This is a genomic window from Cohnella sp. SGD-V74 (assembly GCF_003001675.1).
Taxonomy (GTDB): domain Bacteria; phylum Bacillota; class Bacilli; order Paenibacillales; family Paenibacillaceae; genus Cohnella.
This window is the reverse complement of sequence record NZ_PVYW01000007.1, coordinates 216369-241352: the sequence shown is the minus strand read 5'-3', so window position 1 is coordinate 241352 and position 24984 is coordinate 216369. Positions and strand designations below refer to the sequence as shown.

18 protein-coding genes are annotated in these 24984 nt (G+C 58.7%); 1 reads left to right on the top strand and 17 read right to left on the bottom strand.

Annotation, left to right across the window (positions count from 1 at the left end; all coding sequences use genetic code 11):
* Positions 1-16 precede the first annotated feature (16 nt).
* The 6 genes from B0G52_RS13245 to B0G52_RS13220 form a co-directional block, all read right to left on the bottom strand.
* A complete protein-coding gene (locus B0G52_RS13245; protein ID WP_094044946.1) occupies positions 17-1807 on the bottom strand; it encodes a glycoside hydrolase family 35 protein in 1791 nt (596 codons plus the stop codon).
* 81 nt (positions 1808-1888) lie between these two features.
* Positions 1889-2761, bottom strand: coding sequence for a carbohydrate ABC transporter permease (locus B0G52_RS13240; protein ID WP_094044944.1), 873 nt, complete (start codon positions 2759-2761; stop codon positions 1889-1891).
* Position 2762: 1 nt separating this feature from the next.
* Positions 2763-3647 carry a carbohydrate ABC transporter permease gene (locus tag B0G52_RS13235; protein ID WP_094044942.1) on the bottom strand — a complete coding sequence of 295 codons (885 nt, stop codon included), beginning with the start codon at positions 3645-3647 and terminating at the stop codon, positions 2763-2765.
* A 90-nt stretch (positions 3648-3737) separates the two neighbouring features.
* The gene (locus B0G52_RS13230; RefSeq protein WP_094044940.1) at positions 3738-5159 is read right to left on the bottom strand and encodes a carbohydrate ABC transporter substrate-binding protein; all 1422 of its coding nucleotides are present in this window, start codon (positions 5157-5159) and stop codon (positions 3738-3740) included.
* Between the two features lie 178 nt (positions 5160-5337).
* Entirely contained in the window at positions 5338-6915 is a 1578-nt protein-coding gene (locus B0G52_RS13225) for a response regulator transcription factor (protein ID WP_094044938.1), read from the bottom strand.
* A complete protein-coding gene (locus B0G52_RS13220) occupies positions 6908-8716 on the bottom strand; it encodes a cache domain-containing sensor histidine kinase (RefSeq protein ID WP_233162646.1) in 1809 nt (602 codons plus the stop codon). The genes B0G52_RS13225 and B0G52_RS13220 overlap by 8 nt, the downstream gene beginning before the upstream one ends.
* A 207-nt stretch (positions 8717-8923) precedes the next feature.
* On the opposite strand from B0G52_RS13220, the gene B0G52_RS13215 reads away from it, so the two are divergent.
* Positions 8924-11071, top strand: a complete 2148-nt coding sequence (locus B0G52_RS13215) for an ABC transporter transmembrane domain-containing protein (RefSeq protein ID WP_094044936.1) — start codon at positions 8924-8926, stop codon at positions 11069-11071.
* 4 nt (positions 11072-11075) lie between these two features.
* On the opposite strand, the gene B0G52_RS13210 is transcribed toward B0G52_RS13215, so the two are convergent.
* From B0G52_RS13210 to B0G52_RS13160, 11 genes are all read right to left on the bottom strand, one after another.
* Complete coding sequence (locus B0G52_RS13210) at positions 11076-11807, bottom strand: bleomycin resistance protein (RefSeq protein ID WP_094044934.1); 732 nt, start codon at positions 11805-11807, stop codon at positions 11076-11078.
* Positions 11808-11950: 143 nt separating this feature from the next.
* The gene (locus B0G52_RS13205) at positions 11951-13456 is read right to left on the bottom strand and encodes a sulfatase family protein (RefSeq protein WP_094044932.1); all 1506 of its coding nucleotides are present in this window, start codon (positions 13454-13456) and stop codon (positions 11951-11953) included.
* 123 nt (positions 13457-13579) lie between these two features.
* Positions 13580-14860: a glycoside hydrolase family 125 protein gene (locus B0G52_RS13200; RefSeq protein ID WP_094044930.1), complete on the bottom strand. Its 1281-nt coding sequence runs from the start codon at positions 14858-14860 to the stop codon at positions 13580-13582.
* The gene (locus tag B0G52_RS13195) at positions 14857-16281 is read right to left on the bottom strand and encodes a sulfatase family protein (protein ID WP_094044928.1); all 1425 of its coding nucleotides are present in this window, start codon (positions 16279-16281) and stop codon (positions 14857-14859) included. The genes B0G52_RS13200 and B0G52_RS13195 overlap by 4 nt, the downstream gene beginning before the upstream one ends.
* Positions 16281-17138 (bottom strand): carbohydrate ABC transporter permease, encoded by an 858-nt coding sequence (locus B0G52_RS13190; protein WP_094045105.1) that lies wholly within the window; start codon positions 17136-17138, stop codon positions 16281-16283. Before B0G52_RS13190 ends, B0G52_RS13195 begins: the two co-directional genes overlap by 1 nt.
* Before the next feature lie 5 nt (positions 17139-17143).
* The gene (locus B0G52_RS13185) at positions 17144-18055 is read right to left on the bottom strand and encodes an ABC transporter permease (protein ID WP_094044926.1); all 912 of its coding nucleotides are present in this window, start codon (positions 18053-18055) and stop codon (positions 17144-17146) included.
* A 57-nt stretch (positions 18056-18112) separates the two neighbouring features.
* The gene (locus tag B0G52_RS13180) at positions 18113-19645 is read right to left on the bottom strand and encodes an extracellular solute-binding protein (RefSeq protein WP_094044924.1); all 1533 of its coding nucleotides are present in this window, start codon (positions 19643-19645) and stop codon (positions 18113-18115) included.
* Between the two features lie 87 nt (positions 19646-19732).
* Positions 19733-21553 (bottom strand): cache domain-containing sensor histidine kinase, encoded by a 1821-nt coding sequence (locus B0G52_RS13175; protein ID WP_094044922.1) that lies wholly within the window; start codon positions 21551-21553, stop codon positions 19733-19735.
* Entirely contained in the window at positions 21550-22572 is a 1023-nt protein-coding gene (locus B0G52_RS13170; RefSeq protein WP_094044920.1) for a response regulator transcription factor, read from the bottom strand. Before B0G52_RS13170 ends, B0G52_RS13175 begins: the two co-directional genes overlap by 4 nt.
* A 34-nt stretch (positions 22573-22606) precedes the next feature.
* Positions 22607-23887: a DUF4129 domain-containing protein gene (locus tag B0G52_RS13165; RefSeq protein WP_094044918.1), complete on the bottom strand. Its 1281-nt coding sequence runs from the start codon at positions 23885-23887 to the stop codon at positions 22607-22609.
* Positions 23865-24983 (bottom strand): DUF58 domain-containing protein, encoded by a 1119-nt coding sequence (locus B0G52_RS13160; protein WP_094044916.1) that lies wholly within the window; start codon positions 24981-24983, stop codon positions 23865-23867. The genes B0G52_RS13165 and B0G52_RS13160 overlap by 23 nt, the downstream gene beginning before the upstream one ends.
* Position 24984: the final 1 nt, after the last annotated feature.

Below are 24984 nucleotides of genomic sequence, written 5' to 3'. Positions count from 1 at the left end.
AGCGGCTCTCAGCGCTTTAGCCCAGATCCGCCTGATCCGTCAGACGGACAACGGGAGTCTCCGTGCCGTGAAGCTCGAACACGATCAGCTCATTCTCTCCATCGCGCAGCAGCGGCGCGGGAACGTACAGCGTGCGCGTCGGGCCGACCTCCCAGTACCGGCCGAGATTAAACCCGTTCAGGAAAGCGATGCCCTTCGTCCAGCCGTCGAGGCGTAAGAACGTATCCGCCTTCTCCTCCACGTTAAACGTGCCGCGATAGAACGTCGGAAGCGATCCTGCCGTACCCGACGCGTCGGGTTCCTCCGCCGAACCGCCGACTGCCTGCTGTCCGTCATTCCCTTCAAACTCCAACGCCTCCAAGGAATCCAGCGGAAGCGGACGGATCGTCCAATCGTACAGGAACTGGTTGCCCAGCCGTATGCCTTCCGTAATTCCCTTCGGATCGCGCATCAGAGGGCCGTAGTTGACGCGTCCCATATTTTCCACGAGAATGTCCAGACGCAGCCCTTCCGCCGGAACCTCAAGCGGAAGCTCTACCGGATTCCACCGCTCCGTCGTGCCGATATATTTGCCGTCCGCGAAGACGAGCGCCCGGTCGCGCACTTCCTGCAGCACCAGATTCATGCCGCTTCTCGGTCCGGTCACCGTTGTCGAATACAGAATGAAGCCGTAAGCCTGTCCGACCTTCTCCATCGGCTCAGGGCTCGTGCGCTGCACCGGCGTCGCCAGACGATCCAATTGTCCGAACAGATCCGCCTTCTCCTCCAGCCGGACTTCCCCGTACGCCCGTTTCGGAATCGGCGCGGGCAGCTCCGCCTCCGGCAGCTCCGCGTACCGTTCCAGCACCTTGCGCACCGCCCAATATTTCTCCGTCGGCTCGCCGGATTCGTTTAGCAGCGTATCGTAATCGTAGCTGTTCACTGTCGGCTCGTAGCGCTGGATATGATTCGCCCCGTTGTAGAAGCCGAAGTTCGTGCCGCCGTGGAACATGTAGAAGTTGACCGAAGCGCCTTCCGCCAGCATCTCCTCGAGCGCCTCGGCCACGTCCGCCGCCGGACGGGATTGATGCTCCTCCATCCAATGGTCGAACCAGCCGTTCCAGAACTCCATGCACATAAGCGGGCCTTCCGGCTGATATTCCCTCAGCTTGCGGAACGCCTCCGCCGCGCGCGAGCCGAAGTTGACCGTCTCCAGCACTCCCTCGACCATCCCGCCTTGCAGCATATGATCCTCGGGGCCGTCGGAAGTAAACAGCAGCACGTCCATGCCCCGCTTCTTCATGCCGTCGCGGATATAGCCCAAATACTTCTTGTCGTTGCCGTAGCTGCCGTATTCGTTCTCGATCTGCATCGCGATAATCGGTCCGCCATTGGTGCACAATAACGGCTTAAACCGCGGCAGCAGCTCGTCGAAATACGCGTCGACCTTGGCCAGATAGGACTCTTCGTAGCTGCGAAGACGCAGGTTGGCGTCCTCCAGCAGCCAGGCCGGCAGACCGCCGAACTCCCACTCCGCGCAGATGTACGGACTCGGACGCACGATCACGTGAAGCCCCAGGTCGCCCGCCAGCCGGATGAAGCGCTCCACGTCGGCGATGCCTTCGAAGTCGAACTCGCCTTCCTTCGGCTCGTGGACGTTCCAGGCCACGTAAGTCTCTACCGTATTGAAGCCGCAGGCTTTCAGCTTCAGCAGACGGTCCTCCCAATATTCCGGAACGACGCGGAAATAATGGATCGCTCCGGACAATAGCCGTATCGGCTTTCCTTCATATACAAAGTCGTTTCCTTGAATGCCGAACGTTGCCACCTGCGCGACAACCCCTCTCCGATGATTGGTTTCCCTTGGAATTCCCTTGGGTTCCCTGTTATCTTCGCCGCATATCCCCGATTATCCTTTTACTCCGCCCAACATCATGCCCTCCGTCAGTTTTTTCTGCAGGAGCGCATAGACAGCGATGGTCGGTACGAGCACGATGACCAGTCCGGCGAACAACGAGCCCCAATCGGTCGCGTATTGCTGGATCTGCATCAGGTTGGACAAGCCGATCGGAATCGTCTTCTTGGCGTCGTCCGTAATGAACGTCATCGCCAGCACGTATTCGTTCCAGAAGTCGAAGAAGCTGAATACGATCAGCGTAATGATGCCGGGACGGGCCATCGGCATGATGACCTTGAACAGCGTGCCGAAGTAGCCGCAGCCGTCGATCATCGCCGCTTCCTCGAAATCGTGCGGAATCGACTTCATAAACCCGGTCAGCAGGAACACGGAGAACGGCAAGCTGCCCGTCGCGTAGACGGCGCTGAGCCAGAACCGATTGTCGAGCATGCTCAGGTCGTTCATCATGATGAACAGAGGCACGATAATGTAGACGCCGCCGATAAACAGGCCGGCCATATAGAAATTGGTCAGGAACGAGCGGCCGCGAAATCTCATCCGTCCGAGCACGTAAGCGGTCGGGATGGCCGCGAGCAGCAGCACCGTCATCGACATGGCGACGACGAGCACCGAGTTCAACATGTAGTCGCCGATTTTGGCAGTTGTGAAGGCGCGAACGTAATTGTCCCAATTCAACGTCGTGGGAAAAGACCACGGGCTCTCCATCACCTCGGCGTTCGTCTTGAGCGAGGCAATGACGTTCCAGAGCAGCGGATAGACGACGATCAGCGCCTGCACGATCAGGAACAAGCGGACGAGCAGCCTTCCGACGGCTCCGCCCGACGACTTCCTGCCCGATTGCAGGGATGCGGAATATGCGGACATCTTAGTGCGACCCCCTCTCGGTCAATTTGTTGCTGATCAGCGCAAGCAGCAGCGAGATGATGAAGATGAACACGCCGATCGCCATCGCGTAGCCGAAGTTGGAGTTCGTGAACGCCTGGCTGTACAGATAGGTCATGACGACTTCGGAATGACGGTCCGGTCCGCCGGCCGTCATGACCGACACGATGACGAAGCTGATCGTCAGAACGCCGTTGATGCTGAAGATAATCGTCACGCGAATGATCTCCCACAGCATCGGAATCGTAATATGGAAAAATTGCTGGATGCGCGTCGCCCCGTCCAGGCCGGCCGCTTCGTACAGATCGGGCGAAATGCCGTCGATGCCCGCCATGTACATGACCATGTAATAGCCCGCCGCCTGCCAGATCAGCGTCACCGCGAGCGCCCACAGCACCGTCCGCTGGTCGCCCAGCCAAGCCATCGCCCAATCGCCGAGCCCGAGCAGCTCCAGCCCGGAGTTGACGAAGCCCATCGTCGGGTGGTAGATGAACGACCACAGAATCGCGATGACGACGAACGACAGAATGCTCGGGAAGAAGAACACCGTCCGGTAAAAGCCTCTTTCCTTCAGCTTGGACTGCGTGAGCAAGGAGGCGTTGACCAGCGCGATCAGCAGCGTCAGAACGGGAACGACCAGCATGAGGAAGCCCGTATTGCGCAGTGCGAGCAGGAACACGTCGTCATGGAACATGTCGACGAAGTTTTGCAGCCCGATGAACTTCGGCTCGTCGCCTACGCCGGTCCACAAGTAGAGCGATTTCTGGAAAATCTGTATCGTCGGATAGACTTTGAACAGGAGAAACAGCGCGAGCCCGGGAAGCAAGCAAGCCGCGATGAACAATCCCCTTCTTGTTTTCATACTCATAGTTTCAACATCCCTTCCGCCCCGCAAGATACAGGAAACCTGCCGGGTTCGTCCAAACGCGCGGCAGGTTTCCGGGAAAGCGGGAGGCTTCTATTCTTGCGCTCCGTTTTGTTCCAATTCCTTCTGAACATCGGTGAAAATGTCGTACATCTTGGCTCCGTACTCGTCCACGGTCAGTTGCTTGTTCATGATCGAGGAGATCGGTTTGAAGATTTCATCGCTCGGATTGTACTTGCTGCCCTTGGCCACGGACTTGAACGCGCCGTTGACCGTCACGATGCCTTCGTCCACCGCTTTGTACACGTTGTACATCGACTCCGAAATGAACTCCTTAGACATGTCTGCCGCGCCTTTCACCGCAAGCACGCCTTTGGATTTCTCCGCGTTCAGCTTCACGCTCTTGTCGGAGTACAGGTATTTCAGGAATTCCTTGGCCAGCTCCGGATTTTTCGCTTTGGCCGGGATGACCAACTGTTCCACGTTCGTCATCGCCATAGCCGGCTTATCCGCCGTGAAGGCTGGAGCGCCGAGGAAGCCGAACTGGAAGCCGTCTTCGCGAGGCGCGTCCTTCATCTCGTCCTCGAACCAGGTGCCGTTCGGGATGAACATCGCTTTGCCTTGCATGAACGCCGTCTGGGATTGCGTATGGTTGAGCGCGATCGTGCCCTTCATCAGCGCATTGTCTTCCTTCGCGATCCGCTCGATCAGGCCCCATACTTGCTTAAACGTATCGCTCTTCCAGAATTCCGGGTCGAGGTTGTAGAACTGGTCGAGCGCTTCCTGTCCGCCCACGCTGTAGATCGACGGTACGATCATCTCTTCCAAATATCCCGGGTACAGGCCTTGATACGTGAAGAGCGCACGGTCGTTGTCCTTCGCAGTCGCCGTCAGAGCGAACCAATCGTCCCAAGTTTTCGGAACGGCGATGCCCTTCTCGTCGAACAGCGTCTTGTTGTACCACAGACCCATCACGCCGAAGTTGTATGGCGCGAGGTAGACTTGGCCGTCTCCGTACGGAGAGCTCGAACGGGATTCCAGCACGCCCGGAAGGATTTTGTCCTTCAGCGGCGCGCCGCCTTCTTCCGCAGGTTCGTTGAATACTTCGGTCAGGTCGAGCAGCGCTTTATCTTTGATCAGTCCGTTAATGATCGGCAGGTTGTCGCTGCCCGCGATATACATGAAGTCCGGCGGATTGCCCGCGACGATCTTCGGCCGAACGAGCTCGGCGATTTTCGGGCTGGCCGTAATGTTGATCTTCGTTCCCGGATAGTCCTTCATGAAATCTTCGGCGATCGTGTCCCAATACTCGCGGCCGTAGCCGCCCTGGAATACCGCGACGTTCAGCTCCATGTTCTCGAACTGCTTGCCTCCTGCGGACTCGCTTGCCGACGCGGAAGGCGACGACGGAGAAGCTGCGTTGCCGCCGTTGTTGTTGTTGGAGCCGCATCCGGCCAATACCGACACTGCCACGACGGAAGCGGCGACCGTCGTTAACCATTTCTTTGGTTTCATTTCGTGACCCCCTTAGCCTTTGTTGGTCCCATTATAAGCTTGCGGGGCTGTCGGCCATATTAACAAAAAGCATGAACTTAATAGACGATTTTAAACCGCCCTGGCCCGGTCCCGAAAAAAACTGTACGATCTTGAGACTTCTCGTCTTAAAATCGTACAGGTTCCGGCGGAAGGCGCGTCACGTCGTTTTTATGTTCTTGGGAGCGATGCCGTAGCGCTTGCGAAACAGCCGGTTGAAATAGAACGGATCGGGAATGCCGACCTCCAGCGCCGCCTGCTTGACCAGGTATTTGCCCGAGGACAGCAGCTCGTACGCCTTCGCCATGCGAATCTCGTTCAAGTACGTCAGGATGCTGAGGCCGGTATCGGCCTTGAACACCTGGCACAGATACGGCTCGGACAACCCCACCTGCGCGGCGATATCGGCGATTGCGACGCGCTGCGGATAGTGCTCCTCAAGGTAGCGGATCGCTTGGCGCACCTCTTCGCGGGCCGCCGCTCTGGGTGAGAGCGTCCCGCCCGCATCCGCCGCGGCGTCTTCGGCCAGCTCGCGAATCGTCTCTTTGAGCTGCGAATCGGACTCCGCCTCCTCCACCTTCTGCAGCCACGGCTTCTCGTCCCATTCGCGTCCGATTCCGATCGCTTCCGCGCTGGCCAAGCTCCAGATGCCCCCGCTTATAGCCCGCTTCAACGCGCGCGGATGAATTCGCCGCTCAGCCGCCGCGTCGATCAAATTCATCGCGCTCTCCGTCCACAGATCGATGGCACCCGCCCCGGGCTTGCGCAGACTGTCCCTGAGCGCGGCTTCGGCCGCTCGGAACCGCTCGTCCTCCTCGGTCGCGACCTCCCGGTTGGACAGGCAGCCCAGCGTCGGAAGCGAGTAGAAGAGCAGGCCTTCCGCCTGCCGGCTGCGAGCCAGTTCGCTCGCCAGCGCCTCCTCATTCGTCGCGGCGGCCGCGTAGACGACGCTGATCTGCACGCTGTAGTACATCGACGACAGGCTGGTCAGACGCCTCGCCAGCTCCTGCGGATTCGCCTCGGCCGCCTCCTCGGCGTAAGCGACGACGAGCAGGAACCGAAGCGAGTCGGTGCGGATCGCGCGGGTCCAGCGGCTGCCCGTGAACAGACCGTCGGCCAGCTTGTCCAGCGCATCCTGGAAAGCGCCGGCCCGGCGAACGTTCTGCTCCTCGTTGCCGAGCACGGCAACGAAGGCGTAAGCCCGCTGGCCCGGTTCCATGAATTTCTCTCCCCGCCAAGACGAAGAGCCGTGTGCGGCGGCGTTGTCCATCTCCCTTAGCAGATCCGCCAGCCGATTGCGATCGCCGCTGCCCGAAGCTGCAGAAGATGGCGGCGCGGTCTCTCGGCTCCGCCCTCTTCGGCCGTCCAGCTTGTCCGCCATCTCCTCCAGCGTCTCCATGAAGCTTTCGGTCTTGAGCGTCAGCTTCAGCATATAGTCGTGGGCGCCGCATTTCAGCGCTTCGCGCACGAGCTCGAAGTCGTTGTAGTTGCTGAGCACGAGCACTTCGCCGTCGAAGCCTTCCGAAGTCAGCCGCTTGATCAGCTCCAGCCCGTCCATCTCCGGCATCTTGATGTCCGTAATGACGATGTCCGCCCCCGTCTCGCGGACGAGCTCAAGCGCGGACGTTCCGCTGGCGGCGGCTCCCGCGTATTCGAAGCGGCTTTCCTCCCAGCGGATCAACGTCTTGACCGCATGGCGGACGATCATCTCGTCGTCGACGATCAGCACCTTATACATCGCTTCGTTCCTCCTTCGCCACGATCGGCAGCGTAATGACCGTCTCCGTCCCTTCGTTCGGCGCGCTTCGGGTCTTCAAGCCGTACGTCGGCCCGAAGTGGATGCGAATCCGCTCGTCGACGTTGCCGATGCCGATTCCCGACAGCTTGGCATGCGAAGACGACTTGCGGGCGCTCGCGTCGTTCATGTCGAAGCCCTTGCCGTCGTCGGCGATAACGAGCTTCAGCGTCATTCCTTCCTTGATCCCCTCGACCCGGATGCCCACCCTGCGGCCGTCCTCCGTCCCGGCGTGCAGGATGGAATTTTCCACGATCGGCTGCAAAATAAACTTCGGAACGAGGCACGCGTACAGCTCCCCGTCGCTCATCGCGAAGCTCAGCTTGAAGGAGTCGCCGTAGCGAATGCGCTGGATTGTCGCGTAGTGGAGCAGATTGGCGATCTCGGCCTCCAGCGGAATCAGCTCCTCCTTGACGAGAATCGTGTTGCGAAGCAGCTCCGACAGCGACTCGATGCCCATCTTGACCGACTCGTTGCCGCTCATCATCGCGCTCCACTTCAAGGAATTCAGCGTATTGAACAGGAAGTGGGGATTGATCTGCGCCTGAAGCATTTTCAGCTCCGCGTCCCGCTTCGCCTGCTGCTCCGACTCCACTTGGAAAATGAGCCGCTTAAGCTGCTCGACCATTCGGTCAATCGTCTCCGTCAGCTTGCCCATCTCGTCCGGATGCGATCGGCCGATTTTCGTCTCGAGCTGGCCCATCCGAATTTGGTTGGCGTATTGCAGCAGCGATCTCATCGGGCTGTGGATGCTGAAATAGATCCACATCGCCAGCGCGCCCGAGAGCAGCAGCGTCACGAAACAAAGCAGCACGATGTTGCCCCGCATGTCCTTCAGCTCCGATACGAGGAAAGAATGCGGCACGAGCCCGATCAAGTACCAATCGGCCGTCCGGAGATACGAGCTTACCGTCAACGTCTTGCGTCCGCCGACATTCGCGTAGAACGCTTCGTTCCGATGCTCGCCCGTCGCGCGATCGAACACTTCGGCCTTCTCGAACTCCGCGCCGTGCGGAATGTCCGGCGACACGGACGAGACGACTCTGCCCTCGGCATTGGCGATATAGATGCTGCTTCCCGTCCCCAGATCGACTTGCCCGTACGTATTGCGGGTGAACACTTTCTCGTCGATCAGGATCATGACATAGCCGAGACGCTCGTTCAAGTTGTCTTCCGAGAACACCGCCCGGCTGAGCACGATTCGGTTCGCTCCCCGGTTCGAGCGCATATAGGACCAATAGGCGTTGCCAGGCGACCCGTTCACCGCATCCGTCAGCCGGTCGAATTGCAGCTCGGGATACCATTCGAAGCCAAGATCGAAGATCGTCTGACCGTCATTCGTCAGGATGACCACGTTCGTCAAATTGCTAAGCCGGAAAATTTGCTGCGCAAGCTCCTCGTTGAGTCTCGTCCGCAGCCCGTTCTTCTCGTAGTCGGTCATTTTGCCGAACTTGGGCAGGCCGCCCTGGATCGATTTGTTGATAATGATCGTCTCGCTGAGCGTTTCGTACTGTTCGAGCTCCCGCGTCATGTTCTGGGTCAGCTCGGCCAGAATCTGCTGCGAAGACGCGCTGATCTTGTTCGTGATGGAAGCCTCGTACTTCATGTTGGAATACAAAGCGACGAACACGACCGGCAGCAGCGACGTGATCAGGAACGCGGCGAGCAGGCGGTACTTGATCGAAATTCGCCTGAGCAGCGGCGAACCGTCTCCCGCATCCGCCGCCGATGATCCGTAAGCCAAGGCGGCCACCTCCCCCGTTGGATGATTAATTATTTTGGTTAGCCGATGTGCCGGATCGGCGCAAGCGCCCGGCGGCGTCGCGGCGCTCCGAGGCGAGCTCCGAACCTCCTCCGTCCGATGTCGCATAAGCAAACAAATTGTGGTATTTTGACGCCGCCCTCTTTATGATGAAAAGAAGAGAACGGACAAACGGGGCAGGCGATCACAATGCGATTTCTAGGAACAATGCTAAGTCATTTCACCAAACACAAGCTGCTGCTTGCCTTATTCCTGATCGGCCTGCTGCTCGAGGTCGCTTACGCGGTCGCCGCGCCGGTCAGCCTGAAATATCTGGTCGACGAAGCGTTCGGGCCGAAAGACGCGCAAGCGTTCTATTGGATCTTCGCCCTGCTGCTGGGCGGGGGCGCGATCAGCCTGATCGCGGGCTACGTCGGCGATCTGTCCGTCAACAAGCTGGGCGCGCGGATGGTGCAGCGGATGCGGACCGAATTGTACGACCACATCCAGAAACAAACGACGCCGTTCTATCGCCGCTTCAAGATCGGCGATCTTGTCGCCCGTTTCTCCTCCGACATGAATGCGATGGAACGCCTGGCAACCGCCTCTTTTCCGTTTTTTCTGCGCGAGTCGCTCAGCGTGGCATTGGGGCTGTCCATGCTCGCGCTGTTGAATTGGCAGCTCACGCTCGTGATGGCGATCGGATCGCTGCTTCTGCTGGCCGGACCGAAGCTGCTGCAGCGCCGCGCCGAAGAGGCGAACATGCAATACAAAGAAGAGCAGGAGCAGTTCGCGAACCTGATCGACGAGACGGTCAAGGGCTATCGCACGGTCAAAATCTACAACCGCCAGGCGCTGTTCCAGGCGCGGGCCCGCGAGCGCATTCAATCCATGCTGACGCTCGGCCTCCGGATGCACCGGATGAACTCCCTGCTGGAGAAAGTGCCTCTTGCCTCGCTGATGGTGCTTAACGGGGCGATGATCGGCTTCGGCGGCTATCTTATTTTCCAGGATCGGCTCACCGTCGGGGAGTTCATGGCGTTCTTCACGCTGTTCATGAGCACCGGCCAGTCCGCGTCCAATTTAACGCTTATTCTTCCGGGGCTAATCGATTCCGGCAACAGTCTCCAGCGCATTCGCGATGTGCTCGGCCATGAACCGGACTTGGGCGAATCGACCGCTCCTATCGAATTGCCTCCGATCACGCGCGGCCTCCGTTTAGAGAACGTCACGTTCGGCTATGACCGCGACAGCGTTCAGCTCGACTCGGTCAGCCTGGACATTCCGGCCGGCTGCTATGCGGCGTTCGTCGGTCCGAGCGGCTCGGGCAAGAGCACCGCCCTGCAATTGATCGCCCGCTTCTACGATCCGCGGCAGGGCGCCGTCTTGATCGACGGAATCGACCTGCGCCGGGTGAGCGAAGCCTCCCTGCGCAGCCGTTCCGCCATCGTCTCGCAGGACTCGTTCCTGTTCAACACGACGATTCGCGACAACCTGCTGTTCGGCCGGGAAGACGCCGAAGAAGCGGAAATGATCGAAGCCGCCCGCCAAGCGCGCATTCACGATACGATTGCGGCTTGGCCGGACGGCTACGATACTCCGGTATTTCACGAAGGGGCTTCGATGTCCGGCGGCCAGCGCCAGCGCATCTCGATCGCGAGAGCGCTGCTGCGGAACCCGGAGCTGCTGCTGCTCGACGAGTTCACCTCCGCGCTCGACCCTGCGTCCGAAGCCGAGCTGAACGGCGTCGTCAAGCGGCTTCGCGCCGGCAAGACGATCGTCTCCGTCACGCACCGGCTCGACTCCGTGGCCGACGCCGATCTCATCTTCGTGTTCAAGGACGGCCGGATCGCCGAATCGGGCACGCACGAGCAGCTGCTGCGGCAAAGCGGCCTGTACCGCGAAATGTGGGACAAGCAGCACGGCTTCGTGCTGTCGCAGGACGGTCTGCACGTCGACGTCGACGGAGAGCGGCTCTCGAAGCTGCCGTTCTTCGACGGCATCGATCCGGAGCGGCTCCGCGAGCTGGCCGTCCTGTTCGCGACGGAGACGTTCCATGAGGGAGACGCCGTCGTGCGCGAGGGCGATCCCGGCGACAAATTGTATCTGATCGTTCGCGGAAGATTCGAGATCGTCAAGCTCGGCGCCGACGGAGAAGAGCGGAGAGTCGCGGTTCTGCAAGACGGAGATCACTTCGGAGAAATCGCTCTGCTGAAGGGAGTTCCGAGAACGGCCACGGTCAGGGCGCTCGGCCCTTCGGTCGTCCTCTCCATGAGAAGGGATGCTTTCCTGACGTTAACCGCGAAGTATCCCCATGTCCTTCAGGTCGTGGAACAGACGCTTCGAGCCCGCCTGTGAGCCGCTATGCCCAAGACGATTTAAGCTCCTCCAATCGATCCGCGGCCGCCGACGCCTCCTCCCGCTCTTCGGCCGACAGCGGCAACCGCTCGGCTTCACCGATATACCTCTTCGCGAGCTGCGGATCGTCCATCGAGACGGCGATGTCGGCCCGCAGTACGAAAGCCTTGTAACGAAGCGGCGCTGACGCTTCCGCCGATTTGCCCAAGACGAGATCCAGCACCCGGGCCGCCTGTGCGTGGTCCTCTTTGCCGTACGTCAGCTTGTACGCGGTCTCGTACGCAACGGCGAACTTCGTCGGGCGCTCCGCCTCGTTCGGGCCGCCGGCTATCGATTTGGGAACCGCATGCCGCTGACCGATTATCAAGTAGTTCCCGGCAGGATCTACGAGGTTAAACCGCCGGTCTTCGACCAGATCGTTAAGCTTCGTTATTCTCGGAAACCCCTTTACCGGGATTTTGCCGCAGGCCTTTTTCAGCCTTTCGCGAAATTCCCGGTACACGTCGTCCACATCGGGGACGCTCACGTAGCACATGCTGTATGAGGCGGACGGCTCCAACTGCTTCAGCACGAAAAAGTGCAGCTCCGTGATGCGATGACGTACGCAAGCATACACGTTCGGTCTGGCTTGCCGGTAAGTCAGTTCGAAACCTAGCGCCTGATAAAATTCAACCTGCTCGTCAATCGACCTGCACGGGAAAATAGGAATGGTCTTTCCGGTCGGATTCGTTGCCAATTGGCTCGCCCCCTGCTCGCAAATTCGTTTACCCCCTTATCGTACAACATTCATGCAAATGATAAGGTTGAATCGAATTGGGCCCGCTAAAACAAAATAAACCCGTCATCGGGTTTATTTTGCAGGGAAACCGGTCAATCGGATCAGACCAGGCGAAGACGAGTGTATTGCTTCAGCAATCCGTCCTCATGCTTTTTCATCCAGTCTACCAACGCCTGCCGCATGTCGTCCGCAGCCGCTGCGTACTCGCTGTCGTTAATCACATTGCGCAGCTCGTGCGGGTCGCGAGCGAGATCGTACAGCTCGTCGGTGTCTCCGCAGTTGAACACATACTTGAAGTCGCCTTTGCGGATCATCCGCTGCGTGTACATGACGCTCTCCAACCCGGCTCCTTCCGTCACGATGCAATCCGGCCAATCCTCGATCGCTTTGTTCTCCAGCATCGGCGCGAACGACCTGCCGTCGCTGCCTTGCTCCGGCTCTCCCGCTCCCGCCAGATCCAGAATCGTCGCGTGAATGTCGCACGTTCCGATCATGCTCGCTTCCCGGCCCGGCTTGCCCGTTCCGGCTGCCGGCTTGACGAGAAGCGGAATGCGGCACGTTTCTTCATACATGTAAAAAGACTTGTCGCATAGCCCTCCGTGGATGCCCAGCGACTCGCCGTGGTCCGCGGAGAACAGGATGATGGTATTGTCGTACAGCCCGTTTTCCTTCAAATAATCGAGCAAACGGCCGATCTGCTCGTCAATGCTGCTCATGAACGCGTAGTAATGGCGAATGTGAGGAACGAAGTCCTCCCACGATTTACTTCCCTGTTTGATGCGATGGATGGAAGGCTTGCCGGTTCCGTCGTCGTCAAAATTCGGCCACGGCGGAATCTCGACGTCCCGGTACATATCCAGATGCTTTGTCGGCGCGATGTACGGTTCATGCGGCCCCCAGAAGTTCAAAGAAAAGAAAAACGGCTTGTCCCGCTCGCGGAAACGATCGATATGCTCGATCGCCCGATCGACCAGGTAGTATTCGACCGTTCCTTCGACCGGCGTCGTCAGCTCGGCCGAGAAGTGGCCTTCGAAATGGCCGGACAGCTTGTTGATCAGGTTCCATTCCAGGCCTCTGTCCTGCAAGTAGTCCTTAAATGCCGCGTAATGCATACCGCCCAGGCCATGCCCTCCGAAGTCGTCGCCTTCATAGCCGACATCGGTCGGCAAGGAACGCATCCCTGCCGTCAGCTCTGGGAAGCGGATGTAGCCCAGATTGCCCGACGCATAGCGCTCCTCCGGCCCCGACGTTCCCAAGTGCCATTTGCCCGTATAGCCGAGACTATAGTCGGTTTCCTCCAAACGGCGGCTCAGCAGCCGCGATGTATCCGGAAGCTCCTGCACCATGCTTCCCATTCCGTACCCGTTCGTCTGCATGCCGTGCTTAAACGGATACAGACCCGTCTGAATCGAGGCGCGTGCAGGCGTACATACCGGACAGCTTGTGTAGGCATTGTCGAACATGATGCTTTCCTCTGCCAGTTGGTCCAGATGAGGCGTCCGACAGATGCTTCCTCCATACGCGGATAACGTATCCGTCCTCTGCTGATCGGTCTGGATGAACAAAATGTTGGGACGGCGCGCAGCCGACTTGTTTTCCTCCGCCATTATCGCATTCTCCTTTCAAAGCAACCTGTATCTCACATCATCGGTTTCGCCAGCCGTTTGCGGACGGCTCGACGAACCTGCATTCAACCTTCCGACATCGTTCTATGAATCGCTTCGGCTCACTTACAAACGCCCCTCCGACATCAGCCTGTGAACCGCCTCGGCGAACAGGCTGTTCGACCAGGCAAACCAAGGCCGAGTAAATCGGCCAGGATCGTCGGCGTCGAAGCCTTCGTGCATAAAGCCGGTCCCGGCATCCGTCGACAGCAGCATTTCCAGCAGCTTCTCCCGCTCGTCGTCGTTGTCGGCCGTCATCAATTGCATGCTGAGCGCGATATGCCAGATGTAGCGATGAGGCGTATGCGGACTGCCGATGCCTTGCGCTGCTTGGCCGCGATAGAAATAAGGATTGGCCTCGCTGAGAATAAAACGACGGGTATTGCGATAGGTTTCATCGTCCGCCGATTTGTACCCGAGATACGGGATAGACAGCAGGCTTGGCACGTTGGCGTCGTCCATCAGGTTATAGTTGCCGAAGCCGTCGGTCTCGTAGGCATAGATGCGGCCGTACTGCGGATGAATCGTCACGCCATACGTTTCGATTCCATACTCGACCTCTTCCTTAAGCTTTAAAGCTTGCGCTTCCAGCTCCTCGTCGCGGTATACTTCGGCCGCGATTTCCGCGACGCCGCCCAGAGCGACTGCCGCGAACATATTGGACGGGATCAAATAGCCGAACTTGCAGGCATCGTCGCTCGGTCGGAAGCCTGACCAAGTCATGCCCGTGTAATTGACCGGCATGCCCATCCGATCATTGCGCAACGTGTCCGATTTCGGTCCCGTATGGCGTGCGAAACGATAAGGCGACTGTTCGAAATGCCGCTGCTCCGTCGTCCAGAGAGCAATAATCCGCCGCGCCGTCTCGCGGAACGTGTCGTCGAATACGGCCGTTCTCCCGGTCTCCTTCCAGTAGAGGTACGCCAGATGAAGCGGATAGCAAAGCGAGTCGACCTCGTACTTGCGCTCCCATATCCAAGGGTTTAGCTCGGTCTCGTCCCAATCGAGCCGGTTATCGTTGGCCGCCTCGTTAAACGCATTGGCATACGGATCGATGCCGATAAAATGAAGCTGACGGCGGAGCAGTCCTTCAATTAGCCGTTGAAGCTGCGGGTCGTTCGCGGCAAGCGGCAAGTAGTGGCGTACCTGCGCGCTCGAATCGCGCAGCCACATGGCGGGAATGTCGCCGGTAAATACAAACGTCGTGCCGTCTTCCAGCACCTTGGTCGTCGTCTCCAGCGTGTTGACGAAGCAAGCTTTGAACATCGCCAGCAGCTTCGGACGATCCGCCAGTTTGACGTCGGCCTCGGCCAACAGCCGGACGACGGAATCGGGCATCGCTATCATACAGAGTCACCTCCAGGAATTGTCGGGCCAACAATTGGCGTATGGCGCAAAATATCGTCGTGGCGGTCCATCCAGTTCTGCAGCAGCTGCGCCAGCCGCTCCATCTCGTTCCGGTTGGCCGTTTCCCCGCTAACGTCGCGGGTTTCCCACGGATCGGCCTCCATATCGAACAACTGAACGCGGTCGGTACCCGCTCCGCTTGCCGAACTGCGATAATAGCGAATCAGCTTCCAGCGGCGATCCTTCACCATCCGCTGCAAGTCTTGGTAAGCCGTGCAGACATGCGTTCTCAACGACAGCGGCTCACCTGCACCTGCACTCGTATTCGCATCTGCATCGCCGCGCAGCAGACTTGCGAAGCTGACGCCGTCGGCATTCGGCTGCTCCGGCAAACCGGCAAGCTCGGCCACGGTCGGCGCAATGTCGATGTTGCTTAGCAGCCCAAGCGGCTTCACGCCCGCTTCGACGCCCGGCCCGTGCAGCAGCAGCGGAATCCGTATGCTGTGATCGTACACGTTCTGCTTGCCCATCAGGCCGTGCTGCCCGACAGCCAAGCCGTGATCTGCCGTATAGACCAGCAAGGTGTCGTCGTACAGCCCTTTCGCTTTCAAGCAGTCGACGATGCGTCCCACCTGTGCGTCCAGATGAGCGATCATCGCATAGTAGTCGGCCATATGCCGCCTGATTTCCTCTTCGCTACGCGGAATGGCGGCCAGCTTCTCATCCCTCACGCCCAAGTCGCCGTTATCGAACGGGTGCTCCGCGGCAAAGTTCGGCGGCAGCGCTGTCTCTTCCGGCTTGAACATCGAAGCATACGGCTCGGGAGCCGTGCGGGGATCATGCGGCGCAGTGAACGCGACATACAGGAAAAACGGCTGTTCCCCATCCTGGAGCTCCAGAAAATCGATCGCAGCATCGGCGAATACTTCGGAAGAATGACGCGTTTCCACAACTTCGCGCTCCTTGCCGTACCGTCCCTCCGGGTCGAACGCCTGCACCGGAACGTTCCAATGATCGCTCATGCCATAGAAGAACAGCTTATCCCCACCCTCGAAGCTGCGGGCGAAGCTTGCCTTGTCGTTATGCCACTTGCCGACCGCATAGGTTTGGTACCCGGCGTCGCGCAGGCGTTCGGGCAGAAGCGGCACCTCCGGGCGAATATCGGTGGAATGCGTCCACTCCGCCGGATCGCAACCGATCATTGAGCGGAAGATCGACTGCCCCGTCAGCACGCACGCGCGGCTTGGCGCGCATACCGCGCCCGTCAAACCGCCGAAAATGTGGGTGCCCTGCATCGCCGCTCCGCCGGCAGCCAGCTCATCCAAAACCGGCGTGCGCACTGCCGAATTGCCTGAGGAACCTAGCGCTTCATACCGATGGTCGTCGGCGATCAGGAAGACGATCGAAGGTCGTTTGTTCATCAGCCTTTCACCGATCCTAACAGCATGCCTTGGTTGAAGTGCTTTTGGAAGAACGGATAAATGACCAGCAGCGGGAGCGCCGTCGCTACGACCGTCGCCATTTTGACCGGAGGACCGAATTCGAAGCCTTCGATCTCCAGCGTCATCGAGGAATCCGCCGCTTCGATCAGCATCTGCCGCAGGAATACCTGCAGAGGCCATTTCGCCGAGTCGTTCAAATAAAGCAAGGCGTTAAAGTACGTGTTCCAGTTTTGCACCAGATAGAACAGCGTGAACGTCGCGATTGCCGGCATCGACAGCGGAAGCACGATTTTACGGAACAGATACAGCTCTCCGCAGCCGTCGATGCGCGACGCCTCCTCCAGCTCCGACGGGAAGCTTTGGAAGAAGCCCCTCATCACGATCAAGTTAAACGGAGCGATCGCGGCCGTCAGCCAGATCGACCAATAGCTGTCCAGCAAGCCGAACTGGTTCACTACAAGATAAGTCGGAATAATGCCGCCGTTAAACAGCATTGTGAATAACACCAGCATGTTCATCGTTTTGCGTCCGACCACCCACGGCTTCGACAAGCCGTAAGCCATCATACTGGTCAGCGCGATGTTGACGAACGTACCGATTAGCGTAATCCACAGAGAATTGCGGAAGGAGAGCAGGAAGTTGCGCTCCCGGAACAAGTATTGATAAGCGTCCAGCGACCACGTTTTCGGAACAAGGAAGAACCCGCGCGACAGCACCTCCGCTTTAGTCGCGAACGAGACGATGACGACGTATAGAAACGGAAGGGCGACGACAAGCGTAGCCGCGATAAGCACCGCGTACACGCTCCCCACGAAAGCGCGGTCCGATCCCGACATTCGGTTCAATAGACTCCCTCCTCGCCTTTACGCTTGGCCCAGCCGTTCGCCGCGACGATCAGGACAAGCCCGATGACCGACTTGAACAGTCCGACAGCCGTCGTGTAGCTGTATTCGCCCGTCAGAACGCCGTTCCGATAGACGTACGTGTCGAACACGTCCGACACATCGAGGTTAAGCGAGTTTTGCATCAGCAGCACTTGCTCGAAGCCGGTCTCCATCGTCTGTCCCAGCCGCAAAATAAACAAAATAATAATGACGTTGCGCAAGGCGGGCAGACTGACGTGAAGCATCGTTTTCCACCGGCTGGCGCCGTCCATGACCGCGGCTTCGTACAGCGTCGGATCGATCGAAGCCAGCGCCGCGAGGAAAATAATCGCGCTCCAGCCTGATTCCTTCCAAATGTTCATCAGCACGTACAGCGGACGGAAGTAGTTCGAATCGGTCAGCAGCTCGATCCGCCCCCAGCCGTTAGCGGCCAGCAGTTGATTAATCGCGCCCTCCTGCGTGGAGAACAGCAGCACGGAAATGCCGACGACGACTACCCAAGACAGAAAGTGAGGCATATACGTGATCGTCTGCACCGTCCTGCGGAACATACGGATGCGCGCCTCGTTCAGCAGCAAAGCGAGTATAATCGGCGCCGGGAAGAAAATAAACAGGTTGAGCGCGCTTAGCACAAGCGTGTTGCGGAACAATACCCAAAAATCCGGATCGCCGAACAAGCGGACAAAGTGGTCGAAGCCCACCCACGGGCTCTTCATAAAGCCGTCGAACGGCTCGAAATCCTGGAAAGCGATCAGAATGCCGCCCATCGGCAAGTAACGGAACAACAGGAAGAAGAGCGCCCCCGGCAAAATGAGAGCATATAGCGGGAGGCCGCGGCGCAGTCTACTGCGAATATCTGACGTCGGCATCGGTGCACCTCCAATGAGAAGAGGGGGAGAGCGGATGCGGCTCTCCCTCCTTCGGCCTTATTTCAATTCAGCGTACAGGGCGTTCGTTTCTTCGATGATCTTGTCTCCGCCGCCGGCTCTCCATGCTTTCACCGCGTCGTCGATCGATTCCACCGGCGCGCTTCCGGTAATGACTTTGACGATAGCCGCCGTAAACTTCTGATCGAGCTGGATGCCGCTCTTCGAGAATGTCTCGGAGATCAATCCCGCAGCCGGGTTGTTCCAGCTGTAAGGCTCGGTGTTCTCGAACCAGGCCAACACTTTGTCCACATAGGCTTTATCGTCCCAGAGGCGGATTTGAATGCTCGGATCGAACCGGCGGATGAACCAGGTGGACAAAATTTGCGGACGGTCGTTGTCGAAAGCGTCCAGCTTTTCGTACGTATCGCCGTTCTTGGTGTAGTGAATGCCTTCAATGCCGTTTTTCGACCAAACGTAGCCCTCGTCGGAGAACATGTAATCGATCACCTGCAAAATACGCCTCTGCTTCTCTTCGTCGAGCTTGGCATTCAGCACGATTTTCTCCGTGCTCGTGATCGTGTTCGCGAATCGCAGCCCCGTCGGTCCCGCAGGCGGATCGAGCTGAACGATGTCGGCATCGGGAGCCAGCTTCTGCAGCGTCGGCACCGACTGCTTATACACCTCGTTCGGATTGACCTCGGCAATGCCGTTCGTGTTGCCTTCAAGCTTGTTCCACGGATCGCGCTCCTTATTGACCGGGAAGTCCTTGTCCAGCACGCCTTCCGCGTACGCTTGGCGCAAATACGTCGCCAGCGCTTTCCACTCTTCGGCCTGCGTCTGCATAGCCACCAAGGTGCCGTTGTCGTCCTTCCAGCGGTTAGCCAAGCCGAAAGCGCCCTTCAAATAATCGATGCCCAGTATGTCGCCGCTGTTGGACACCGACATGCTGAAGCCGATCGTATCCGGTCTGCCGTTGCCGTCCGGGTCCTGCGTCGTAAACGCTTTGGCGACCTCGTAGAATTCGTCGACCGTTCCGGGTGTCTGCAAGCCGAGCTTGTCCAGCCAATCCTGACGGATCGACAGGTTGCTGCGGAAGGCGGGCGCGTACATCGGGAGTCCGAACACTTTTCCCTTCGGATTCATCATCGCCAACGCTTCCTCGGTCACGTTGCCGATTAGGTTAGGGTAGTCCGCCAGCAAAGGCTGCAGGTCGAGAAACACGCCTTTTTGCATCCACTTGCTGTAGGTTGATGCGTCCCAGATTTGGAAGAGGTCCGGGAAATTGTTCGATGCGGCGAGCACGTTCAGCTTCTCGTTATAGCTGTCTCCCGGCACCCATTGGAACTTCAAGTCGATATTGAATTTGTCGTTCAAATATTTCACCATCGGATGATCGTCGGTCCAGCCGCCTCCGGCCGCCGTACTGACCATCATCGTCAGCGTCAGCTTCTTCGACGTGTCGTCCGGCTGCGAGGCTCCGCTGGACGATGGGGATGCCGCGGGAGAGGCTCCCCCTCCCTTATCGCCGCAGCCTGCAAGAACCAGGGCAAACGCGGTAAACGCGCAAAGCAGCATACTGATCTTTTTCATGTCGACTCCTCCTTGGGACTATTCTTTGTTTGTTTCCCAAGTATAAATAAGACGGTCTGCGACCGCCTTATCCGGATTCTTGATTTCTTACTCATTTTCACGATGTTGAGCCGATGGCCGCCGGAACGGGATGCGAACCGTAACGACGGTTCCTTGTCCGACGAACGAGTCAAGCCTCACGCCGTACGCATGCCCATAGCGAAGAACGAGCCGGGCGTGCACGTTGGGCAGGCCGAGCGAGCCTTGCCCGCTTGGCGCCTTATCCGGCTCTTCCGTCGCCTGCTCCAGCATGGTCCGCAATCCGTCCACCTGCTCCTGCGGCATTCCCTTGCCGTTATCTGCGATCTCGATAAGCAGGTCCTCTCCCTCGTCGTACGCGCTTATGATGATCGCTCCGTCGCCGCCGCGCGGCTCGATGCCGTACTTCACCGCATTTTCGACGATCGGCTGAAGCGTCAGCTTCATGCAGGGACTGGAGAGGAATTTGCCCGGCACCGACAGCATACTCGTGAAGCTGGAGGGGAAACGCAGGCGAACGATCTCCAAATATTTAGAGACGATGTCCAGTTCGTCTCTCAGCGTCACCTCTTCGTTCTCGAAGCGCGCCGTATACCGGTACACGTCCGCCAGACTCCTGGCGATCTTCTCAATTTTCGGCATATTTTCCAAGTAGGCCATGCTCTTGATAATGCCGAGCGTATTGTAGAGCAGATGCGGGTTAATCTGGTTCTGGAGCGAGCGAATGACGGCCTCCTTCTGGCGAATCGACAGCTGCATCTCCTTGAGCTCGAGCTCGTAAACCTCCCCCACCAGCTTCTCCAGCCGATCCATCATCTGATTAAAGCCGCGATACAAATAATGAATTTCGTCGGGCCGGTCGTGGACTTCCGCTCGGACTTCCAGATCTCCGGTCGCGGCTTTGGCCATCACGTTCTTGAGGACGATGATCCGCTTGGTAAAACGGTTCGTGAGCACGGGTACGACGATCAGAATAAGCAGCGAGACGATCGCGAACGTCCAGACGATCGACATCCGCACCGCCCGCAGCCCGGACTCCATCTCCGCGGACGGAACGATCGAGAAGATGTTCCAGTTCATCCGATTCGAACGATTGACGGAGACGTACCATTCTTCGTCTTCCCAGCTTACCTTGCTGGCGGTGTCGGACAACGCGTATTGAAGCTTGTCCAGCGGAGTTTCCGACATCGACTTGCCGACCCAGTCTTTATTCGGATGGTAGACGACGATGCCGTCCGACGAAGCGACGAAATGGTAGCCCGTGCGCCCCAGACCGGTCTCGCCGAACCTGTTGATCACCTTCTCCGGCATAATGTCCAGCACGAAATGCCCGGATGCCTCTACCGTCTCGACGTCGAAGATCGGAAGGATAACCGAGAATACCGGAAACGGAGCTTGATTCGGATACTTCGTATAATGGGTCGGATACAGCTCTATGTCTTCGCCGAACGGCAGCGCAAACCAGGGCTCGTTCGAGTAGAAGTTCGATTGCGAGTAATAGTAGCTGAAAATCGAAATCAGCTTATCGTGCCGGGACATCAGGAACATGCCGGCGATTTCTGGACGATTGGTAGCCACGTATTTGCGCAGTTCCTTCTCGATCGCTTCCGTCTCTTCCGGCTTGGCCGCCTCGCGATCCCGCAGAAAATGCTGAAGCTGCTCGCCAGCGGCGAGCGGTGCGGCGGATTCGGCCAATTGCTCCACGTACGAGTCGATATCGTAGTTGAACCGCGCCGCAGCGTCGCTGGACAACTGAAGCACGTCGCGCCCGATGACGCGGCCGACCTGACGGTCGGCGATCGTCAGCGCCACGATCAGCGCCAGCATCATGACAAGCAGAAAACCGATGGTCATTCGCGTCCGATAGGAGGTCAAAAACTTGATGTTCATTTCAAACCCATGCCTTTGCGGTAGTCGTTCGGAGTTTTCCCGGTCAGCGATTTAAACATCCGGTTAAAATGGGGAAGCGAAACGAAGCCGACCATCTCGGCCGCCTCGTAGATTTTGATATCCTCTTCCAGCAGCAAAATTTTCGCCTTAGCGATGCGCGTATCGTTCAAATAAGCGATGAACGGCTCGCCGGTATGCTGCTTGAACAGTTGGCCGAAATAGGACGGACTCAGATTGGCGCGCTGCGCCATCTGTCCGAGCGTCAGCGGCTGCATGTAATGCCGGTCGATATATTCGCATGCCCTGACCATCGCTTGCCTCGTGTCCTGGCCCGATTGAGAAACGCTGGTGAACGACCAGCTTTCCAGCAGCTTGCGGAACGTTTCCGCTGTCTCGGCCCGCTCGTTCCAGCCGTCGCCGCTGCCCGTCGCTTGGAACGACGGGGCCATTCCTTGAATCAATTCGATCCATTTGCGTTCAAATATGGAGAGAATGGAGCCGCGGCTTCGCGGATGAGCGGTCGGCGTAGTCCAGATATGGCGAAGCAGATCGTCCAGCTCGCTCTGCCTGCTCCGGGAATCCAATCCAGGCAGAGCTTCGAGGAACGTATTGATCCGCTTCAGGCAGCCGTTCAGTTCGCCGAGCATCGACATTCGGTTGATGGACCGCTTCAGCGCGTCCTGAAGCTCCTCCTGCAGCACCGGCTTCATCAGATACTCCGAGACGCCGTACCGCACCGCCTGTTGAGCATAGGTAAACTCGTCGTAGCCGCTTATAATGATCGGCACGATCGGCATGCCGGACTCGTCGATTTCCTTGATCAACTGCAAGCCGTCTTTGCGCGGCATCCGAATGTCGGTCAGCAGAATCGACGGCCAGAGCTCGTTCAGCATATGCCAGGCATCTTCGCCGTCGACCGCTTCACCGACGACGGCGAACTCTCCTCCGATGCGAGCGACCATCTCCACCAGCTCGCTGCGCAGCCAATTCTCGTCTTCGGCAATGACGATCGTATACATTGTCTTTCATCTCCCGGCAGCTAAGGTGTCGTCTCTATCGATGATAACCGGAATTGCCCTTCGGCGCACCTGCCCTCAGCTCCTCCACTTCCTCCGGGGAAATGTCGTGAGGGCTGTATCTGGCTTTCCCGTACATTCCCGTCAGAACGCTTCGAACGCGGCGGAGCCACGTCCAGTAATCGGCTTGCCGCTCCTTATCCGAAGCGGTCGACCGGTCCGAATGCCAGCGTTCGAGCTCTTCAAGCGTCTCCGCGGGCGTATGCGCCGGTCTGAAGCCGTAGCCCTGCCGAATGCCGGCTTGCACCGCATCCTCGTACAGCCGCCGCACTCTCTCGGGGTTGCTGAGCCGCTCCCAATCCCGGCGGGAAGACGAACCTCGGAACAGCGACGAGAACCTCCCCTGTCCCGGTTTCTTCTCCTTCTGCAAGCTGCGGCGCTCTTCGACGTAAGGCAGATGCTCCGCGCGCCTCTCTCGCAGAAACCACTCCCGGATCGTCTTCAACAGGCTGCGCCACGTCCATGTCCGATCTCTCCACAGGAGCCTCGCAAACCAGACCGCCCCGACCGCGGCGAAAGCCATGAACACCCAGAACAAGTAGTCCCATATCGGGGAAGGTTCGCCGCCCGGATCCTTAAAAAATTCGCCCATCCAGTCCGATTGCGGCTCCGGCGGGGGGATGAACTGCTCCGGATCGATCCACCGATTGCCCGGATTAACGATTTCCCTCGGCGTGAGCAGCTTCTCGCCATAGCCGACCGTCACGGCGATCGCCAACGCTCCGATCGCTACGAACACGAGGGCGTATTTACGGCTGGACTGCAGGACCGGCCGGGTTACGATGCCGTCGCCGAGTCCCGCCCGGTCGACCAGGCTTCCGTTTAACGCGATGAACCATCCGACCATCCACAGCACGGCCAGAACGATAATCGCGGGCCGGTAGCCTGTCCATGCCTCGTTCAAAGAAATCGCGAACAATACGAGGCCGCTAACGCCGAATGCAACCGCGAATTGCCGATAGCCGAAGCGGACGAACCTGCCGCGCCAGAGAACGACGCACAGCCAGACGAGCATCGGAAGATGATCCGTAAAGCGGACGATTCCGACCGCGACCAACGCAAGCGCCAGCGCGATCAGCGCGAGCCTCCTCCGCACAACGGACAGCGCGTTAAGGCTGAGGCCCAGTCCCGCGCTCAGCAGCACTCCCGCCGCCAAGCCTATCGTTCCCCATACGCCCATATTCGCGGAGAAAATCAACGTCAGAGGCAGCCAGACGAACCATTCGGCCAGCGCCCTAAGTGCCAGTCTTCCGGCCATTGGCAGCCTCCTCCTTCCACAAGAGCAGCGGTTGGACCGTATTCCCCTGGCTTCTGAGCCGGGCGATCAGCTTCTCCTGCTTCCCGTCGATGAACGCCGTAACCAGCAAATAATTCAAGCCGCGCTTCCGTTCCTCGATCAATTGCTCCAACAGGTAAGACAGGCCCAGCGCGGTAACGGGGCGGAATTCCGCCATCGCTTCGAGAAGATTGTCCATATGCGCGGCCCCCGCTCTCGCGGGAGCGCGGTAAATCTCCGTCTGCCCTTCCCCTCTGACTCCGTTGAAAATAAAGCCGGCCTTGCCGCCGCCCGAGATGACGTAATGGGCGGCGGATGCCGCATAGCTGAGCGCATCTTCGAACTGCTCGGAGGTAATTCGGCGGTTGTGCTCCTGATCCAGCAGCTCGGCATTCAGAAGGATCGTCAGATCATTGTCCTGCATGCTTTCCCGCTTATGCACCAGAAGCTGGCCCGTCTTCGCGGTCGCGCTCCAGTTGACCATGCGGAAGGAATCGCCCTCCCGATAAGGCCGGATGCCCGCGACGTGCGGATGATCCTCCATAATCGGACTCGCCGCGCTTCGGACGCTCTGCAAATACTTCCGCGCGTCCAACGGGAAATCGCGAATGTCCTTAACCGCCGGATAGACGACAAGCTCGCAATCGGCCGTTCGCTTGTCCGACTTGCCCGGCACGCCGATCCAATCGCCCAGCGTGATCGTGTAGCTGTCGACCCGGTATCTGCCCCGCTGAGGGCATACGACTTCGTGCTTGCGCACGATTTCCGTGTACGGCGGAACGCTGAACAAGCTGGCATGGTTCTGCAGCCGGTCGCCGCGATGGATCGCCATGTCCGACTCCCGCTGCTTGAACACAAGCTGCGCCGGGAGCATCGACTCCACGCGCAGCCAAGGGAGAGGCATCCGTTTGCGGTTGGCGATCGTCTCGTTCATCCATACCGACTGCCCCGCGTGAAGCCGAAGCGAGCTGAACGACCTGGAATACGTTAAAGACCTGAATCCGAGCAGATTAAAAACAAGGCGCTGCGCCAAATAAAGAACGGCCATCAGCAAAACGACCCAGACGATCGCCGCCATC

Coding starts and splice junctions, on each gene's coding strand:
- B0G52_RS13175 (WP_094044922.1), bottom strand. CDS start 21,553: ATGAACATCAAGTTTTTGACCTCCTATCGGACGCGAATGACCATCGGT.
- B0G52_RS13165 (WP_094044918.1), bottom strand. CDS start 23,887: ATGGCCGGAAGACTGGCACTTAGGGCGCTGGCCGAATGGTTCGTCTGG.
- B0G52_RS13225 (WP_094044938.1), bottom strand. CDS start 6,915: ATGTATAAGGTGCTGATCGTCGACGACGAGATGATCGTCCGCCATGCG.
- B0G52_RS13180 (WP_094044924.1), bottom strand. CDS start 19,645: ATGAAAAAGATCAGTATGCTGCTTTGCGCGTTTACCGCGTTTGCCCTG.
- B0G52_RS13195 (WP_094044928.1), bottom strand. CDS start 16,281: ATGAACAAACGACCTTCGATCGTCTTCCTGATCGCCGACGACCATCGG.
- B0G52_RS13230 (WP_094044940.1), bottom strand. CDS start 5,159: ATGAAACCAAAGAAATGGTTAACGACGGTCGCCGCTTCCGTCGTGGCA.
- B0G52_RS13200 (WP_094044930.1), bottom strand. CDS start 14,860: ATGATAGCGATGCCCGATTCCGTCGTCCGGCTGTTGGCCGAGGCCGAC.
- B0G52_RS13205 (WP_094044932.1), bottom strand. CDS start 13,456: ATGGCGGAGGAAAACAAGTCGGCTGCGCGCCGTCCCAACATTTTGTTC.
- B0G52_RS13215 (WP_094044936.1), top strand. CDS start 8,924: ATGCGATTTCTAGGAACAATGCTAAGTCATTTCACCAAACACAAGCTG.
- B0G52_RS13185 (WP_094044926.1), bottom strand. CDS start 18,055: ATGCCGACGTCAGATATTCGCAGTAGACTGCGCCGCGGCCTCCCGCTA.
- B0G52_RS13160 (WP_094044916.1), bottom strand. CDS start 24,983: ATGGCGGCGATCGTCTGGGTCGTTTTGCTGATGGCCGTTCTTTATTTG.
- B0G52_RS13170 (WP_094044920.1), bottom strand. CDS start 22,572: ATGTATACGATCGTCATTGCCGAAGACGAGAATTGGCTGCGCAGCGAG.
- B0G52_RS13235 (WP_094044942.1), bottom strand. CDS start 3,647: ATGAGTATGAAAACAAGAAGGGGATTGTTCATCGCGGCTTGCTTGCTT.
- B0G52_RS13190 (WP_094045105.1), bottom strand. CDS start 17,138: ATGTCGGGATCGGACCGCGCTTTCGTGGGGAGCGTGTACGCGGTGCTT.
- B0G52_RS13240 (WP_094044944.1), bottom strand. CDS start 2,761: ATGTCCGCATATTCCGCATCCCTGCAATCGGGCAGGAAGTCGTCGGGC.